This window comes from Citrobacter sp. Cpo089 (assembly GCF_030332695.1).
In the GTDB taxonomy this organism is placed as follows: Bacteria; Pseudomonadota; Gammaproteobacteria; order Enterobacterales; family Enterobacteriaceae; genus Citrobacter; species Citrobacter portucalensis.
Genome location: NZ_JAOWHJ010000072.1, coordinates 14,887 through 33,016, shown reverse-complemented (window position 1 = coordinate 33,016; position 18,130 = coordinate 14,887). Strand labels below are relative to the sequence as shown.

Annotated in this window: 16 protein-coding genes and 1 other RNA gene; 13 read left to right on the top strand and 4 right to left on the bottom strand. The window is 49.6% G+C overall.

Annotation, left to right across the window (positions count from 1 at the left end):
- Positions 1 to 51: 51 nt before the first annotated feature.
- The 3 genes from OGX92_RS19055 to ydiJ all read right to left on the bottom strand — a co-directional run bounded on the left by OGX92_RS19055 (position 52) and on the right by ydiJ (position 3,781).
- Positions 52 to 240 carry a YdiH family protein gene (locus OGX92_RS19055; RefSeq protein ID WP_003030540.1) on the bottom strand — a complete coding sequence of 63 codons (189 nt, stop codon included), beginning with the start codon at positions 238 to 240 and terminating at the stop codon, positions 52 to 54.
- A gap of 77 nt (positions 241 to 317) precedes the next feature.
- Positions 318 to 728, bottom strand: a complete 411-nt coding sequence (gene menI, locus OGX92_RS19050; RefSeq protein WP_003030541.1) for a 1,4-dihydroxy-2-naphthoyl-CoA hydrolase — start codon at positions 726 to 728, stop codon at positions 318 to 320.
- Positions 725 to 3,781, bottom strand: a complete 3,057-nt coding sequence (gene ydiJ, locus OGX92_RS19045) for a D-2-hydroxyglutarate dehydrogenase YdiJ (protein WP_063941510.1) — start codon at positions 3,779 to 3,781, stop codon at positions 725 to 727. The genes menI and ydiJ overlap by 4 nt, the downstream gene beginning before the upstream one ends.
- Positions 3,782 to 3,994: 213 nt before the next feature.
- On the opposite strand from ydiJ, the gene ydiK reads away from it, so the two are divergent.
- The 9 genes from ydiK to OGX92_RS19000 all read left to right on the top strand — a co-directional run bounded on the left by ydiK (position 3,995) and on the right by OGX92_RS19000 (position 13,253).
- Positions 3,995 to 5,104 (top strand): AI-2E family transporter YdiK, encoded by a 1,110-nt coding sequence (gene ydiK / locus OGX92_RS19040; RefSeq protein ID WP_003832632.1) that lies wholly within the window; start codon positions 3,995 to 3,997, stop codon positions 5,102 to 5,104.
- A gap of 183 nt (positions 5,105 to 5,287) precedes the next feature.
- Positions 5,288 to 5,395, top strand: an RNA gene (gene rprA, locus OGX92_RS19035) — antisense sRNA RprA.
- A 157-nt stretch (positions 5,396 to 5,552) separates the two neighbouring features.
- Complete coding sequence (locus OGX92_RS19030) at positions 5,553 to 5,909, top strand: YdiL family protein (protein WP_126956230.1); 357 nt, start codon at positions 5,553 to 5,555, stop codon at positions 5,907 to 5,909.
- A 48-nt stretch (positions 5,910 to 5,957) separates the two neighbouring features.
- Positions 5,958 to 7,178, top strand: coding sequence for an MFS transporter (locus OGX92_RS19025; protein ID WP_286586962.1), 1,221 nt, complete (start codon positions 5,958 to 5,960; stop codon positions 7,176 to 7,178).
- 240 nt (positions 7,179 to 7,418) lie between these two features.
- Positions 7,419 to 8,654: an MFS transporter gene (locus tag OGX92_RS19020; RefSeq protein ID WP_003832627.1), complete on the top strand. Its 1,236-nt coding sequence runs from the start codon at positions 7,419 to 7,421 to the stop codon at positions 8,652 to 8,654.
- Positions 8,655 to 8,675: 21 nt separating this feature from the next.
- Positions 8,676 to 9,542 (top strand): quinate/shikimate dehydrogenase, encoded by an 867-nt coding sequence (ydiB, locus tag OGX92_RS19015; protein ID WP_063941508.1) that lies wholly within the window; start codon positions 8,676 to 8,678, stop codon positions 9,540 to 9,542.
- A 36-nt stretch (positions 9,543 to 9,578) separates the two neighbouring features.
- Positions 9,579 to 10,337 (top strand): type I 3-dehydroquinate dehydratase, encoded by a 759-nt coding sequence (aroD, locus tag OGX92_RS19010; protein ID WP_286586961.1) that lies wholly within the window; start codon positions 9,579 to 9,581, stop codon positions 10,335 to 10,337.
- 155 nt (positions 10,338 to 10,492) lie between these two features.
- Entirely contained in the window at positions 10,493 to 12,088 is a 1,596-nt protein-coding gene (locus OGX92_RS19005; RefSeq protein WP_126318305.1) for an acyl CoA:acetate/3-ketoacid CoA transferase, read from the top strand.
- A 13-nt stretch (positions 12,089 to 12,101) separates the two neighbouring features.
- On the top strand, positions 12,102 to 13,253 hold the full coding sequence (locus tag OGX92_RS19000) for an acyl-CoA dehydrogenase (protein ID WP_003832619.1): 1,152 nt from the start codon (positions 12,102 to 12,104) through the stop codon (positions 13,251 to 13,253).
- 54 nt (positions 13,254 to 13,307) lie between these two features.
- Here the strand turns inward: OGX92_RS19000 and OGX92_RS18995 are convergent, their stop codons facing one another.
- Entirely contained in the window at positions 13,308 to 14,198 is an 891-nt protein-coding gene (locus OGX92_RS18995) for an AraC family transcriptional regulator (RefSeq protein ID WP_286586960.1), read from the bottom strand.
- A gap of 506 nt (positions 14,199 to 14,704) precedes the next feature.
- Here OGX92_RS18995 and OGX92_RS18990 point away from each other — a divergent pair.
- From OGX92_RS18990 to OGX92_RS18975, 4 genes are read left to right on the top strand one after another with little or no spacing between them, the layout of a single operon-like run.
- Positions 14,705 to 15,469: an electron transfer flavoprotein gene (locus OGX92_RS18990; protein ID WP_003832614.1), complete on the top strand. Its 765-nt coding sequence runs from the start codon at positions 14,705 to 14,707 to the stop codon at positions 15,467 to 15,469.
- Positions 15,470 to 15,490: 21 nt separating this feature from the next.
- A complete protein-coding gene (locus OGX92_RS18985) occupies positions 15,491 to 16,426 on the top strand; it encodes an electron transfer flavoprotein subunit alpha (protein ID WP_063941506.1) in 936 nt (311 codons plus the stop codon).
- A 56-nt stretch (positions 16,427 to 16,482) separates the two neighbouring features.
- Positions 16,483 to 17,772 (top strand): FAD-dependent oxidoreductase, encoded by a 1,290-nt coding sequence (locus OGX92_RS18980; protein ID WP_003832610.1) that lies wholly within the window; start codon positions 16,483 to 16,485, stop codon positions 17,770 to 17,772.
- Positions 17,769 to 18,062 (top strand): ferredoxin family protein, encoded by a 294-nt coding sequence (locus OGX92_RS18975; protein ID WP_003832609.1) that lies wholly within the window; start codon positions 17,769 to 17,771, stop codon positions 18,060 to 18,062. The genes OGX92_RS18980 and OGX92_RS18975 overlap by 4 nt, the downstream gene beginning before the upstream one ends.
- Positions 18,063 to 18,130 lie beyond the last annotated feature (68 nt).

Below are 18,130 nucleotides of genomic sequence, written 5' to 3'. Positions count from 1 at the left end.
AAAATAACCCCGAACGCATGTCGGGGTTTCGTTACGATAAGCATACCGGAATCAATGAACGCCCATGCGCCAGGCAAAATAGATCTCTTCTTTCAGTTCAGTTGAAGAGAGTGCTAACAGATCTGCAAACTCCAGCTCAAGCTGTTTCAGCCTTTTCAGGTACTGAGCCGGTGAAAGATCGGTTTTATCACGACGTAAAAACTCTATTGCCAGTTGGGCCGGGTCTAATTGGGTAGACATATCATCCTCGCTTGTGTTCAAAACCTGCACAGTATAACACCATTCCCTGTGCAGATAATGACCAAAAGCAATATGCATCACAAAATTGCGGTCGTCAGACGCGACGTGCAGCACAATCGTCCCTGCTCATCGAAGATTTCTATTTGCCACACCTGGTGACGAGAACCTGTATGTAACGCACGACATACGCCCCTGACGTGCCCTTCCCGTGCAGAACGGATATGGTTGGCGTTGATCTCCAGGCCCACCACTTTCTGCTCACCCTGAGTACAAAGGTATCCCGCTACCGAACCAATGCTTTCCGCCAGCACCACGGATGCGCCGCCGTGCAACAACCCAAAGGGTTGTTTGGTACGATGGTCCACCGGCATCGTCGCTTCCAGCGTATCGTCGCCAATGTGCACAAAACGAATATCGAGCAACCCAACCATATTTCCTTCACCCATGGCATTGAGCGCCTCGAGTGTGACTTCACGTTTCCAGATCATCCTATAATCTCCAGCAGTGCCTGTAATGGGTGGCGAACGCCCGTACCTTCAACGCGTTTAACCTGGCTGCGACAGGAGTACCCTGTAGCCAGACAACGGTTACGCGGCAATCGTTGCATTGCCTGGTGCCATGATAACTCATAGATCCCCAATGAGTTTTGGTGATTTTTCACTTCGTGCCCGTAGGTGCCAGCCATACCACAGCACCCCACGCTGACGTTCTCCAGCTTTGCGCCAAAGCGAGCAAAAATAGTCGCCCACTGTGCAGGCGCGCCCGGCAAAGCCGTCACTTCGGTACAGTGGCCAAAGAAGTACCACGGTTCACCGCCAACAGCGACTGACTGCTGTGTTTCCACAGCTTTCGATAACCATTCGTTGGCCAGCAGCACATGGAAATCACCCCGCAGTTCTCCCAGCACCAGCTTGTATTCATCGCGATAACAAAGCACCAGCGCCGGATCAACTCCCACCATCGGAATATTCAGCTTCGCTACACGGTTAAGAAACTCGGATGTCTTTTTCGCCGTTTTGGCAAAACGGTTTAAAAAGCCTTTAATGTGCTGCGCCTTGCCATTTGGCGAAAACGGCAGCAGTACCGGCTGCATACCCAGTTTTTCTACCAGACGTATAAAATCAGCGACCACCTGCGCATCGTAATAGCTGGTGAAAGGGTCCTGCACCACCAGCACCGTACGGGCTTTTTGCTCGAGGCTGAGTAATTCGAGCTGTTCCAGCGTCATATTGGCGGAACGATGTCCCACCAGTTGGCGTTGCAGCGACGGCGCAGACAACAGCGGTAAATCAACCATTCCAATGTGCTTTTTAGCCAGATTTCGCACCAGCGGCTGATTGATGAAGAAGTTAAACGTTTTAGGCGCCCGCGCCATTAGCGGTGCATAGCTCTCAACGGTCGCCACCATATGATCGCGCAACGGGCGCAGATAACGCGTGTGGTACAGCTGCAGGAAGCGTGAGCGAAACTCCGGCACATCAATTTTAATCGGACACTGTGTGGAACAGGCTTTACACGCCAGGCACCCTGACATCGCCTCTTTTACTTCGTGCGAGAAATCGTATTCGCCCTTGCGTGCATGCCAGCTGTTGCGGGTACGGGTAATCAGCGTGCGTAAACTGGCGCGTTTCTCCGGTAGCTCTTTTTCCAGTTGCACAGGATCGATCCCGCGATCGGCCAACAGACGCAGCCATTCACGTACCAGCGTAGCTCGCCCTTTCGGAGAATGGATACGGTTAAGGCTGATTTTCATCGACGGACACATGGGGCTTTTCGCATCGAAGTTAAAGCATAACCCGTTGCCATTACACTCCATTGCCCCACGCCACTCCTGGCGTACGGCCAGCGGGATTTGACGGTCATACGTTCCGCGTTTCACCGCGTCCACTTTCATCATCGGCGCATCAACGTCTTCCGGTGGACAGATTTTGCCGGGATTGAGCCGGTTTTGCGGATCAAACACCGATTTCACTTTGCGCAGTTCACGATACAGTTCATCACCGAAAAATGCTGGACTGTATTCCGCACGGAAACCTTTCCCGTGCTCACCCCACAACAGACCGCCATATTTTGCCGTCAGCGCGACGACATCATCAGAAATGCGTTTCATCAGCACTTCCTGCTGCGGGTCGCACATATCCAACGCCGGTCTGACGTGCAGCACGCCAGCATCCACGTGGCCGAACATGCCGTAACTCAGACCATGGCTGTCGAGCAGCGCGCGAAACTCGGCAATATAGTCAGCCAGATGCTCCGGTGGAACGCAGGTATCCTCGGCAAATGGAATTGGCTTCGCTGAACCTTTTGCATTGCCCAGCAGACCGACGGCCTTTTTACGCATGGCGTAAATACGTTCGACACCCGCCAGCTCGGTACACAGCTGCCAGCCAATAACGCCCGCTTCCTGACGAGCGATTAACCCATCCAGGCGTTCGCAGAGTGCGCTGACTTGCGAATTAATCAAGGTTTCGTCGTCACCGGCAAACTCGACAATATTCAGGCCCAGCATCTCTTTATCCGCTACATCGGTAATCAGTTCGCTTACCGAGTGCCAGACGATGTCTTCACGCGCCAGATTGAGTACTTTGGAGTCGACGGTTTCTACCGACAGTGCGCGCGCTTCCACCATCACCGGCGCGTTACGCAACGCCGAATCAAACGAATCGTACTTAACGTTAACCAACTGTCTGACTTTGGGCAGTGGCGTGATATCAAGGCGGGCTTCGGTGATAAACGCCAGCGTACCTTCAGAGCCGGTAAGAATGCGGGTTAAATCAAATTCGGTCATCTCATCGTTAAAGACGTGCCGCAGATCGTAACCCGTCAGGAAGCGATTAAGTTTCGGGAATTTATCCATGATCAGCTGTCGGTTATCACGACAACGCTCATAAACGGTCTTATAGATACGGCCAATCGTGGTATTGCTTTTACCCAGCATTTCGGCAAGCTCGACCGGCATGGGCTGGGTATCCAGAATATCACCGCCCATCAGCACCGCACGGATGCCCAACACATGATCGGAAGTTTTACCGTAAACCAACGATCCTTGCCCGGACGCATCGGTGTTGATCATCCCGCCGAGCGTTGCCCGGTTACTGGTGGATAATTCGGGGGCAAAGAAATAGCCGTATGGCTTCAGAAACTGGTTGAGCTGGTCTTTTATCACCCCGGCTTCTACCCGCACCCAACCTTCTTGCGGGTTGATTTCAATAATGCGGCTCATATAGCGGGACATATCAACAATAATGCCCTGATTCAGCGCCTGACCGTTGGTCCCGGTACCGCCGCCGCGTGGGGTAAAAATCAACGACGAGAAAAGCGGTTCTGCCGCCAGACGGGCGATTAGCGCCACATCTGCGGTTGAACGAGGGAAAACGACAGCATCAGGAAGCAGCTGATAAATACTGTTATCCGTCGACATTGTCAGACGATCGGCATAGCTCGTTGCCGTATCACCCGTGAATCCTTGCTGCTCCAGCGCCTGCAAAAAATTGAGCACCAGTTGAACGACACCTGGCGCCTGAGAAATTTGTGGAATCATTATAGTGACCCTTTCCTGCGGTCTGTGTTGTGAATTTAATCGTTTGCGTGTTGCTTTGTTTGTTGTATCACATTTTTTTCTAATACGCTCAGCAGATTTACAGGCAGAATCCGCCTGTTCAAAACCGCTGAAATTGCTCATCATTACAGGGTGTCATTTAAGTATTCACGTCGCGTCAACGTTCTGGCGCAAAGACAAAGGTGAAAAGTATTTATGGTAAATTTCCGTCAGCCCAGGGATATTGCACAAGTGCTGCTATCGGTGCTGTTTTTAGCCATCCTGATTGTGGCCTGTCTCTGGATTGTTCAGCCCTTTATCCTTGGTTTTGCCTGGGCAGGCACGATTGTCATTGCGACCTGGCCTATCCTGCTACGCTTACAAAAATTGCTCTGGGGACGCCGTTCACTTGCCGTACTGGTGATGACGCTGTTGTTAGTGCTGTTGTTCATCATCCCCATCGCGCTGCTGGTTAACAGTATCGTCGATGGCAGCGGGCCGCTAATCCATGCCGTAACCGCAGGTGATATGACGCTACCGGATCTGGCATGGTTGAACAGCATTCCACTGGTGGGTGCCAAAATGTATGGCGCATGGCACAGCTTACTGGATATGGGCGGCTCGGCCATTATGGCCAAGGTTCGTCCTTATATCGGTACCACCACCACCTGGTTCGTCGGTCAGGCCGCGCATATCGGCCGCTTTATGATGCACTGTGGTCTGATGCTGCTGTTCAGTGCCCTGTTGTACTGGCGCGGTGAACAGGTCGCATTAGGTATTCGTCACTTCGCTTGCCGTCTTGCCTCTAAACGTGGCGATGCTGCCATTTTGCTGGCCGCGCAAGCCATTCGCGCCGTCGCATTGGGCGTTGTGGTCACCGCTCTGGTGCAGGCAGTGCTCGGGGGAATTGGTCTGGCGGTAACCGGCGTGCCTTACGCCACGCTGCTGGCGGTATTGATGATCCTGTCTTGTCTGGTGCAACTGGGGCCGTTGCCGGTGCTGATTCCGGCCATTATCTGGCTATACTGGACGGGGGATTCCACCTGGGGCACCGTGCTGTTGGTGTGGAGCGGCGTGGTCGGAACACTGGATAACGTGATTCGACCGATGCTGATTCGTATGGGTGCCGATTTGCCACTGATCCTGATTCTCTCCGGGGTCATCGGTGGACTGATTGCCTTCGGCATGATTGGTCTGTTTATCGGCCCAGTGGTACTGGCCGTTTCCTGGCGTCTGTTCTCCGCCTGGGTAAACGAAGCCCCTGCGCCAGGTACCAATCCGGATGAAATCCTCGAAGAAATTGCTGAAATCGAACGCAATAAGTAATCCAACATCAGGCGGCAGCGCCGCCTGATTGTTTAACAATACTAATCAATCCTCCCTCTTGCGGGATTAGACCTAACCTTGTCTTTCTTAAAATAATCATTTGTGTCGCAAATCCTTTACAGTTTTTAAACTATTGAGATGAATCTGATCGACGTAAAAAATCACTATGCCTACTATTAGCCCATGGCTTTAGATCAACACATTGATTTATAAGCATGGAAATCCCCTGAGTGAAACAACGAATTGCTGTGTGTAGTCTTTGCCCATCTCCCACGATGGGCTTTTTTTTATCCTTCACGCGCCACTCCACCAACCTTAACGCACCAACACATTATCTTCCCCGTCAAGGAACAAATAATATTGCACAAAATACTGTGACTCTCTTCAAGCCGAAATATCCACAGCAATGTTATTACTATTCTAACGTCTTTTATGAAGTGACCAAATAATGAACGCATTAGAGCTACAGGCGATCCGCCATATTTTTGCTATGACGGTGGAAGAAAGCGCGAGGTATATCGCGCGCGATGACAATGTTTCCGCCTGGCAACAATGGGAAAAGGGTGAAAGAGAAATTCCAGACGACATCATCCGCATTTGTTCAGAAATGAAAGCCAGGAGGAAGTTAAGAATTAATGCAATTATCGACAAAATAAATAACCGTATCGGTAATAACACCATGCGTTTTTTCCCCGATCTGAACGCTTTTCAGGCGGTTTATCACCACGATGGTTTTCTCGACTGGAAAATCTATCAGTCGGCTGCTGTTGAACTCTATGCTCACGATCTCGAGCGTATGTGTTAAGAGATTGCAACGCCATACCTATTTAGCCTCTTCGCTGAGTAACACATTATGAAAAACACCTATTTCTCCACTGCGATAGGGCTGTACCTAAATTACCTGGTTCACGGCATGGGGGTCATTCTGATGAGCCTCAATATGTCTTCGCTGGAACAACAGTGGCAAACCAATGCTGCGGGTGTCTCGATTGTTATTTCCTCACTCGGTATCGGCCGCTTAAGCGTTTTATTAGTGGCAGGGATGCTTTCCGATCGCTACGGTCGCAGACCATTTATTATCCTTGGTATGACCTGCTACCTGATTTTCTTTATTGGCATCATAAATACTCACAGTATTGTTCTTGCCTATGCTTTTGGTTTTTTAGCAGGAATGGCAAACAGTTTTCTCGATGCCGGAACCTATCCCAGCCTGATGGAGGCGTTCCCCCGCTCACCCAGCACGGCCAATATTTTGATAAAAGCCTTCGTCTCCAGCGGTCAATTCCTGCTGCCAATGATTATCAGTCTGCTGGTGTGGGCCGAACTTTGGTTTGGCTGGTCCTTCCTGCTGGCTGCAGCCGTTATGGTACTCAACGGCGTATTTTTGTTTCGCTGTCGGTTTCCGCCACACCCCGGGCCTCATACCATCATCCGGGCTCAACCTGCAGAACGGGAAACCGCACAACCTGAACATCGTTGCTCCCTGCTCGACCTTGCCAGTTACACCCTGTACGGCTACATCGCAATGGCAACATTTTACCTGGTAAGCCAGTGGCTGGCGCAATACGGACAGTTTGTCGCCGGAATGTCCTATACGTTATCTATCAAACTGTTAAGCATTTATACCTGCGGCTCTCTACTGTGTGTGCTGATCACCGCCCCGCTGGCGCGAAAAGCAGAACGCGCGACATCGATGCTGATGCTGTATACGTTTATCTCATTTGTCGCACTGCTGATGGTTTGTCTGCATCCGACACCCTACGTGGTCATTATCTTTGCGTTTCTCATCGGTTTTTCTTCCGCCGGGGGCGTTGTGCAAATCGGTTTAACGCTTATGGCCGCACGCTTTCCGCATGCGAAGGGTAAAGCGACCGGGATTTACTATAGCGCGGGCAGCATTGCGACCTTCACCATTCCATTGATAACAGCAAAACTCTCAGAAACCAGTATTGCTCACATCATGTGGTTTGATACTGGCATAGCTGCTGTCGGGTTCCTGTTGGCGTTGTTTATTGGTTATCGCAGCCACATCGCGTCAAAGCATCAGCTAAAAATGATACAAGCCGTAGAATAGCGTGGATGCAATATTGTTCCCCCCTTCTGCAAAATAATTGGCATATATTTTAAAACATCAGCAAAACACTGGCTGGCAGAGTTCAATTTCACAGTGTGTTATGCAATATACCTGGTAACTTAAACGCCATGCTATGTAGGTTCTGTGGCTGCCGCCCGGTATATTAATTACAAGGTCGCCGCAATTTAAACAATATCGACGAGCACAGAACAATTTTAAAATCCGCAAGGAGTTGTGAAAATGTCTCAAAGCAAGACCTTTAATACGCCATTTCTTTTGGCGATAACCTGTATTTATTTAAGTTATTTCCTACACGGTATTAGCGTCATAACACTGGCGCAAAATATGACCTCTCTTGCAGAAAAGTTTTCCACCGACAATGCAGGAATTGCCTATTTGATTTCAGGCATTGGTCTGGGGCGACTGGTGAGTATCTTATTCTTTGGCGTGCTCTCAGATAAATTTGGTCGTCGGGCTATCATTCTGTTAGGGGCGATTCTTTATATACTGTTCTTCTTCGGTATTCCCGCCAGCCCTAATCTGATGATTGCCTTTATTCTGGCCGTTTGCGTTGGCGTGGCAAACTCGGCACTGGATACCGGTGGGTACCCGGCGTTAATGGAATGCTTCCCTAAAGCCTCTGGCTCAGCCGTTATCCTGGTAAAAGCTATGGTCTCGTTTGGGCAGATGATCTATCCCATCGTCGTCAGCACCATGCTGCTCAACCATATCTGGTACGGTTATGCGGTCATTATCCCGGGTGCGTTGTTTGTAGTCATTACCCTGATGCTGCTAAAAAGTCGTTTCCCCAGCCAGATGGTGGATGCTGGCATCGCGAAAGATCTGCCACAGATGAACAGTAAACCGTTGGTCTGGCTGGAAGGTGTGGCATCCGTCATGTTTGGTGTTGCTGCCTTTTCGACTTTTTACGTCATCGTAGTCTGGATGCCGAAATATGCGATGGCCTTTGCCGGTATGGCAGAATCCGACGCCCTGAAAACAATCTCTTACTACAGTATGGGTTCGTTGGTCTGCGTATTTATCTTTGCCGCACTGTTGAAAAAATGGGTACGGCCTATTTGGGCGAATGTATTTAACGCCGGACTGGCAACCATCACCGCAGCCGTCATCTATTTATACCCATCTCCGTTGGTATGTAACGCAGGTTCATTTCTCATTGGATTCTCTGCCGCTGGCGGTATTTTACAGCTCGGTGTCTCGGTGATGTCGGAGTTCTTTCCCAGGAGCAAAGCCAAAGTCACCAGCATTTATATGATGATGGGTGGCGTAGCTAACTTTATTATCCCATTAATCACCGGATACCTCTCTAACATTGGTCTGCAATACATTATTTTGCTGGACCTTGCATTTGCTCTGTTGGCTTTTGTCACCGCCATCATCGTCTTTATTCGTTACTACCGCGTATTTGATATCCCCAAAAATGATGTGCGGTTGGGCGAGCGTTATTTTCAATAAATTGTTTAGAAGGAGTATCAAATGGACGTAACTGCAAAATATGAACTGATTGGTTTGATGGCCTACCCTATCAGACACAGTCTGTCGCCTGAAATGCAAAATAAGGCATTAGAAAAAGCGGGATTGCCATTCACTTACATGGCGTTTGAAGTCGATAACTCAACGTTTGCTAATGCCATTGCCGGGCTGAAGGCCTTAAAGATGCGGGGTACCGGGGTCTCAATGCCCAACAAGCAGCTGGCATGTGAATATGTTGATGAATTAACACCTGCAGCCAAGCTGGTCGGCGCAATTAACACTATCGTCAATGATGATGGTTACCTGCGTGGTTACAATACCGATGGCACGGGCCATATTCGTGCAATTAAGGAAAGTGGTTTCGATATCAAAGGTAAAACCATGGTACTGTTGGGCGCAGGCGGTGCGTCGACGGCGATTGGTGCACAGGCAGCGATTGAAGGCATCAAAGAAATTAAACTCTTTAACCGCCAGGATGAATTTTTTACCAAAGCGCAGGAGTTTGCCAAACGCGTCAATGAAAACACCGACTGCGTGGTCACCGTTATCGATCTCGCCGATCGCCAGGCTTTTGCTGACGCACTTGCCAGCGCAGATATTTTGACCAACGGCACTAAAGTCGGCATGAAGCCGCTGGAAAATGAATCTCTCGTGACCGACGCTTCCCTGCTGCGTCCGGAACTGCTGGTAACCGAATGCGTCTACAACCCGCATATGACCAAATTATTGCAGCAGGCACAAAATGCTGGTTGCAAAACAATTGATGGTTACGGCATGTTGTTGTGGCAAGGGGCTGAACAGTTCAAGCTCTGGACCGGGAAAGATTTCCCACTGGATTATGTGAAACAGGTTATGGGTTTTGCCGCCTGACGGGCAAGCATTTGTACAATAGTTAAAGGGTAATCAATGAAAACCGTAACCGTAAGAAACCTCGTTATTGGCGAGGGTGCGCCGAAAATCATTGTCTCGCTGATGGGTAAAGACATCGCAACGGTAAAAAGCGAAGCGCTGGCCTATCGCGAAGCGGATTTCGACATTCTGGAATGGCGCGTAGACCATTTCACCGATGTCTCTTCCATTGAGGCGGTGTTGGAAGCTGCGCGCACCATCCGCGATGTGATGGCTGACAAACCACTGCTTTTCACCTTCCGTAGCGCCAAAGAAGGCGGTGAACAGGCTCTGTCTGTTGAGCACTATATTGCACTTAACCGCGCGGCAGTAGACAGCGGTCTGGTGGATATGATCGATCTGGAACTGTTTACCGGAGACGAACTGGTCAAAGCGACCGTCGAGCATGCGCACGCGAAAAATGTCTCTGTGATTATGTCCAATCACGATTTTCATAAGACACCAGCCGCGGAAGAGATTGTTCAGCGCTTGCGTAAAATGCAGGAACTGGGCGCAGATATCCCGAAAATTGCCTTGATGCCGCAAAATAAAGCGGATGTTCTGACGCTGCTTAGTGCCACGCTGGAAATGCAAGAACGCTATGCCGATCGCCCGATAATCACCATGTCGATGGCTAAAACAGGGGTGATTTCACGTCTGTCTGGTGAGATTTTCGGTTCAGCGGCAACCTTTGGGGCAGTAAAAAAAGCCTCCGCACCAGGACAAATTTCGGTCACCGACCTGCGTACTGTATTGACAATATTGCATCAGGCTTAATTACAGATATATCCATATAAATATCAGTAATGCCCTACCCCAGATATTCGTCTAACCACGGATATCTGGCCGGTAATTAAGCGTTATTATATAACTCACAATATTATTGTCGAATATTGCGACAGGTAGACGCACGCATATAATCTGGAGTTCACATGAAATTTTCAAGGCCAAATCGTATAGATGGTCGGGTACCCGTATTATCCGCTGCAGATGCAGTCAATTATATTCCTGATGAAGCAACTCTTTGTGTATTAGGTGCAGGCGGGGGTATTCTCGAAGCAACAACATTAATTAATGCACTGGCTGAAAAATATAAAAACTCTCAGTCACCACGAAATTTAGCGTTGATTAGTCCTACAGGTCTGGGTGACCGTGCCGACCGGGGAATTAGCCCGCTGGCACAGGAAGGCTTAGTCAAATGGGCATTATGCGGACACTGGGGACAATCACCACGAATCTCCGACCTGGCGGAACAAAATAAAATTGCTGCCTATAACTATCCTCAGGGTGTATTAACCCAAACCCTGCGTGCATCGGCGGCTCACCAGCCAGGTATCCTCAGTGATATCGGCATCGGTACATTTGTTGATCCTCGCCAACAGGGCGGTAAGCTGAATGAAGTGACCACCGAAGATCTGATCAAATTGGTGGAAATTGATAACAAAGAGTACCTGTATTACAAAGCCATTGCGCCAAACATCGCCTTTATTCGCGCCACCACCTGTGACAGTGAAGGTTACGCCACCTTTGAAGATGAAGTTATGTATCTCGATGCGCTGGTGATTGCCCAGGCCGTACACAATAACGGCGGCATTGTTATGATGCAGGTGCAAAAAATGGTGAAGAAAGCCACGTTGCATCCGAAGTCGGTACGTATTCCAGGCTATCTGGTCGATATTGTGGTCATCGACCCCGACCAAACGCAACTGTACGGTGGCGCGCCGGTTAACCGCTTTATCTCTGGCGATTTTGTTCTTGATGACAGCCAGCAAACTTCCCTGCCGCTCAATCAGCGTAAACTGGTGGCCCGACGCGCCCTGTTTGAAATGCGCAAAGGTGCGGTCGGCAACGTTGGTGTAGGCATTGCGGATGGCATTGGTCTCGTCGCGCGCGAAGAAGGCTGTGCTGACGATTTTATTCTGACAGTCGAAACGGGTCCGATTGGCGGCATCACCTCTCAAGGTATTGCTTTCGGTGCCAACGTCAACACCCGCGCCATTCTGGATATGACCTCCCAGTTTGACTTCTATCACGGTGGCGGGCTGGATGTGTGCTATTTAAGTTTTGCCGAAGTGGATCGCCACGGCAACGTCGGCGTACATAAATTCAATGGCAAAATCATGGGTACCGGCGGTTTTATCGATATTAGCGCCACCTCCAAAAAAATTATTTTCTGCGGCACGTTAACTGCCGGAAGTCTGAAAACGGAAGTTGCCGATGGCAAGTTAAATATTGTGCAGGAAGGTCGGGTGAAAAAGTTCGTCAACGAATTACCTGAAGTGACTTTCAGCGGAAAAATTGCTCTCGAACGTGGACTTGATGTGCGTTACATCACTGAGCGCGCTGTATTTACGTTAAAAGCAGATGGTCTTCATTTAATCGAAATTGCACCGGGAGTCTCTTTACAGGAAGACATCCTGGACAAGATGGATTTCACGCCAATTATTTCGCCAAATCTGAAGTTGATGGACGAAAGATTATTTATCGATGCCTCGATGGGTTTTGTATTACCCGACGCCGCCAATTAAAAGGAGTACCATGATGGACTTTTCTTTAACTGAAGAACAAGAACTGCTACTTGCCAGTATTCGAGAACTGATTACCAGCAATTTCCCGGAAGAATATTTCCGTACCTGTGATCAGACGGCGACCTACCCGAAAGAGTTTATGCGTGCCCTGGCGGACAACGGTATTTCGATGCTGGGCGTTCCGGAAGAGTTTGGTGGCATCCCGGCGGATTACGTCACACAGATGCTGGCGCTGATGGAAGTTTCAAAATGCGGCGCACCCGCTTTTTTGATCACTAACGGTCAGTGCATTCACAGTATGCGTCGTTTTGGATCCGCCGAACAGCTGCGTAAGACCGCAGAAAGCACCATGGAAACTGGCGATCCAGCGTATGCGCTGGCATTAACCGAACCGGGAGCGGGTTCCGACAACAACAGCGCGACCACCAGTTACACTCGCAAAAACGGTAAGGTCTATCTCAACGGGCAGAAAACCTTTATCACCGGCGCGAAAGAGTATCCATATATGCTGGTACTGGCCCGCGATCCAGAACCAAAAGATCCGAAAAAAGCCTTTACGCTGTGGTGGGTCGATTCGAAGAAACCCGGCATTAAGGTTAATCCGCTGCACAAAATCGGTTGGCATATGCTCAGCACATGCGAAGTCTATCTTGATGACGTTGAAGTGGATGAAAGTGATATGGTCGGAGAGGAAGGCATGGGTTTCCTCAACGTCATGTACAACTTCGAGATGGAACGTTTGATCAACGCTGCGCGCAGTACCGGTTTTGCTGAATGCGCCTTCGAAGATGCCGCCCGTTACGCCAACCAGCGCATCGCATTCGGTAAGCCAATTGGTCACAATCAGATGATCCAGGAAAAACTGGCGCTGATGGCGATTAAAATCGATAACATGCGCAATATGGTGTTAAAAGTCGCCTGGCAGGCCGATCAGGAACAGTCTCTGCGCACCAGTGCAGCGCTGGCAAAACTGTATTGTGCACGTACTGCAATGGAAGTGATTGATGACGCCATTCAGATTATGGGTGGGCTGGGTTACACCGACGAAGCACGCGTTTCCCGCTTCTGGCGTGATGTCCGCTGTGAACGCATTGGCGGTGGTACAGATGAAATCATGATTTACGTCGCGGGTCGCCAAATCCTGAAAGATTATCAGAATAAGTAAGCAGTAATGCTTGCCGGATAGCGCAAATGCGTTATCCGGCACGTGCCAGGTGAATCATATTTCTGGCATCAAACATTCTTGTTCTACAAGGTTATTTTTAAACTGCTTACGATAATCGCTGGGGGTACAACCCACATGCCGCTGAAAGAGTTTGGCAAAGTGATCGACGTTTTCATACCCTACCCGCCAGGAAATTTCTGCCAACGAGGACTCCGTATTCGTCAGGGAAAATTTTGCCTCTGTCATTCGCCGCTGAATCACATAATTAATCGGCGAAATACGATACTCCTTAGTAAACTCGTGACAGATATAGCTCACGCTGGCACGAAATTTCTTAGACAACTGTTCCAGCGTAATTTTCTCTCGGAAATTGTTATTTAAATAAACCAACACATCTTTAATTAAAATATCTTTTTTAATATATCCCTGCTCAGAACGATAAGCATTTTTAAAGTTTTCGTAATATAAAACGGTTAATGCATAAGCGAAGGCGCCATAAGCGGAAGACGTCAGGTTATTCTTGCTCTGCGGGAGCATAACACTCAGTTCATTAAAGATACTTTTAATAACCTCTTTGCCCTGGCTGACGCTAATAACCGGACACGAGTGCATCTGCAAGAGTTGGTTCTCCTGCCAGTCGTTGAAACGAAAGCCGTAGAGCGCACAGGTGTAAGTGGTTGCAGGTGCGCTGCTATCTGAAGCAACCGCATGTAACCGCCCTTGTTCTATCACCACGATATCACCCGCATGCGCGACATACAGCGAAGAGTCGATAATTAGTCTTGCGACACCCTTTTTTACATAGATAAGCTCTGTTTCATTGTCATGAACATGATGGCCCGACTCCCAGTTAGGATCATCACTGATGACGAATCGCGAAAATCTCGGGGTTTTCCCCTGTTCAAAAAGGGTCTCCATGGCATTATCAAAACAGCGTTGATACATGACAACCTCCACCGAAAGGCAGTTATTTTGCGGATAATTAATATCGAAAAGTAAAAACGATGATGACGTTATACAACGTTATTCTGTCCAGGCGAAACAAAATTATTTGCGTCGTCTGCAAGATGACACCTCCAACTCCAGCACGCTGCTCGTGCAAATTGTTTTTATTTTAAAATAATAGGAAAGTATAAATGTTATTAAGTCAGCAATAATAATTTACACACCAGAAACATAGTGCGTGCAGAATCGCATAAAAATATGATCCATTTCTCAAAAAAGCGCCTCGATTTTATTTCCATGTTTATCACTTTAACACCCGACGTCTTCTTTACGTTCATAAACTCAGCATTCCTAAAGTCCTTTTTTTTGCAAGATTGTTGGGAATGAAAACAGATTGCCCCGTCGAAAACAGTCTCCCTCTGCCGCACACTATTTTCAGTCAATTTTCCCTACTGTTGATGATGGCACTCCCCGTCATCATCCACACGAGAATCACTGGAGATGCCATGAAACTAATAACCTGCTTTAAGTTGGTGCCTGAAGAACAGGACATTGTTGTTACCCCACAACGTTCGCTTAACTTTGACCGGGCCGATGCCAAAATCAGTCAGTTTGATTTGAATGCAATAGAGGCCGCGACGCAACTTAGTGCGGAAGGTGATGAAATTGTCGCCTTAACGGTTGGCGGCTCGCTACTGCAAAACTCCAAAGTGCGTAAAGACGTACTGTCCCGCGGGCCGGACAGTTTGTTTATGGTGCAGGATCCCCAACTGGAGCATTCATTACCGCGAGACACGGCTCAGGCGCTGGCCTGCGCGGCCAAAAACATTGAATTCGACCTGATGCTGTTCGGCGAAGGGTCTGGAGACATCTACGCCCAGCAGGTTGGCTTACTGGTTGGCGAACTCTTACAACTTCCGGTGATTAACGCCGTCAGCAACATCCAACGTAACGGCGATCGCATTGTGGTTGAACGTACGCTGGAAGACGAAGTTGAAGTGATTGAACTGTCGCTCCCCGCCGTGCTGTGCGTAACCTCGGATATCAACACGCCACGTATTCCCTCGATGAAAGCCATTCTGGGCGCAGGTAAAAAACCGGTCACACCGTGGCAAGCCAGCGATATTGGCTGGACACCTGCCTCACCGTTAGCAGAACTGGTGAGCCTCACCGTTCCGCCACAAACAGAACGTAAGCACATCATTCTGGAAAATGACTCAGCAGAAGCCATCGCCGAGCTGGCTGAACATCTGAAAAAAGCCCTGAACTAAGCCCAACGGAGAGAAATTATCATGAGTAAATTAGCTAACGTATGGGTGTTCAGCGATAACGTAGAACGCTATGCAGAATTAATGTCCGGCGCACGCCTGTGGGGTGAACAGGTACACCTTATTGTACAAGGCAACGAACAGGCCAATCAGGTTAAACCTCTGGGTGCCGATGAGATTGTCGTGCTTGAAACAACGTCTGGTTTACAGCGTGTTGAAAATTTTGCCGAGACCATCGCCGCCCTGATACAAGAACATACCGGGCTATTGCTGATGCCAGCTACTAAACGCGCTAAATCCCTTGGTGCACGGTTAAGTATTCAACTCAATGCAGCGATGGTAAATGACGCCACGTCGGTAACGCTTGATGATGGCTCACTGTTCGCAGAACACCGTATGTACGGTGGCCTGGCATTCGGCAAAGAAAAAATCAAAACAACTCAGGCAATTATCACTCTTGCCCCAGGCGTACTTGAACCGGTAGAGGCTAATGCTTCACATACCTGTCCTGTTGTCTCTGCACCTTACATCGCACCGCACCATGAAATTATGTGCCAGGAACGTCGCGCCAAATCCGTGAGCAGTGTGGATCTCAGCAAAGCCAAACGTGTGGTGGGTGTGGGCCGCGGCCTGGTTGCGCAAAACGATCTGGAGATGGTGCACCAGTTGGCATCTGTACTGGGTGCAGAAGTGGGTTGTTCACGACCGATTGCCGAAGGCGAAAACTGGATGGAACGCGAACGCTACATCGGCGTTTCTGGCGTGTTACTGAAATCGGACCTTTACCTCACCCTCGGCATTTCAGGACAAATTCAGCATATGGTCGGCGGTAACGGCGCGAAAGTCATTGTCGCCATCAACAAAGATAAGAAAGCCCCTATTTTCAATTACGCCGATTACGGACTGGTCGGCGACATCTACAAAGTCGTTCCGGCTCTTATCGAGCATCTCAGCCGCTAACCCCACTTTTAACGCACATATCCCGCTGCCCTCGCAGCGGGAAGGGAGCATAAAGCATGTCAGATGAAAAATTTGATGCCATTGTGGTCGGTGCTGGCGTGGCGGGTACGGTTGCAGGCTACGTGATGGCTCAGGCCGGACTGGACGTGCTGGTCATCGAGCGCGGAAACAGTGCAGGTAGTAAAAATATGACCGGCGGAAGACTCTATGCACATAGTCTTGAGCGCATCATGCCGGGGTTCGCGCAGGAAGCGCCGCTCGAGCGTAAAGTCACCCGCGAAAAAATCTCCTTTCTGACCGAAGAAAGCGCCGTCACTCTCGACTTTCATCGTGAAAAGGCTGACGCACCAACGCAGGATTCGTATACCGTTTTGCGCAACAGACTTGACCCATGGCTAATGGAAAAAGCGGAACAAGCTGGCGTGCAGTTCATTCCCGGCGTGCGCGTCGATGCCCTGATCCGCGAAGGAAATAAGGTTACCGGAGTTCAGGCCGGCGACGATATCCTGGAAGCCAATATTGTCATCCTTGCCGATGGTGTCAACTCTATGCTGGGGCGTTCCCTGGGGATGGTTCCGCCCTCTTCTGCACATCACTATGCCGTTGGCGTAAAAGAGCTGATCGGCTTACCTCCAGCGGTCATTGCAGATCGCTTCAATCTTTCAGGTAATGAAGGCGCGGCCTGGCTGTTTGCAGGCTCACCGTCTGATGGGTTGATGGGAGGCGGATTTTTGTATACTAACCAGGACTCCATCTCTCTGGGTCTGGTGTGTGGTCTGGGGGATATTGCTCATGCCACAAAAAGTATTCCACAAATGCTGGAAGACTTTAAGCAACATCCAACTATTCGGCCATTGATTGCCGGTGGAGAACTACTGGAATATTCCGCGCATATGGTTCCGGAAGGCGGTCTGGCAATGGTTCCAAAGCTGGTCGATGACGGTGTGATGATCGTGGGCGATGCCGCCGGTTTCTGTTTGAACCTGGGTTTCACGGTGCGAGGTATGGATTTGGCCATCGCTTCCGCAGAAGCCGCGGCCCAAACAGCCATTGCAGCAAAAGAACGCCAGGATTTCTCTGCCAACAGCCTGATGGACTACAAGCGCGCGCTCGAACAGGGCTGTGTAATGCGTGATTTACAGCATTTTCGCAAGATCCCGGCGCTAATGGAAAACCCACGGCTGTTCACCCAGTATCCGCGTATGGTGGCCGACATCATGAGCGATATGTTCACCGTTGACGGACGTCCAAATCAACCGGTTCGCAAGATGATTATGTCCCACGCAAAACAAATCGGGCTGATGAACTTACTGAAAGACGGTATCAAGGGGGCAACTGCACTATGAATCAGGACAATACCGTTAACGTTGACGTCAAACTGGGCGTCAATAAATTCAATGTCGATGAAGGCCACCCGCACATTATCCTGGCCGAACATCCAGACCTTAATGAATTTCGCAAGCTGCTGAAAGCCTGCCCCGCCGGGCTGTATAAGCAGGATGAGAGTGGAAACATTCATTTTGATTCTGCTGGTTGCCTGGAGTGCGGAACGTGTCGAGTACTGTGCGGCGACACGATCCTCGACCAATGGGAATATCCGGTCGGAACATTTGGCGTTGATTTTCGCTACGGCTAATGGATTTTGCCTGTAGTACACCGGATCGGCCACGCCGGCCATCCGGTCAGATGTATGCCGAAATCATC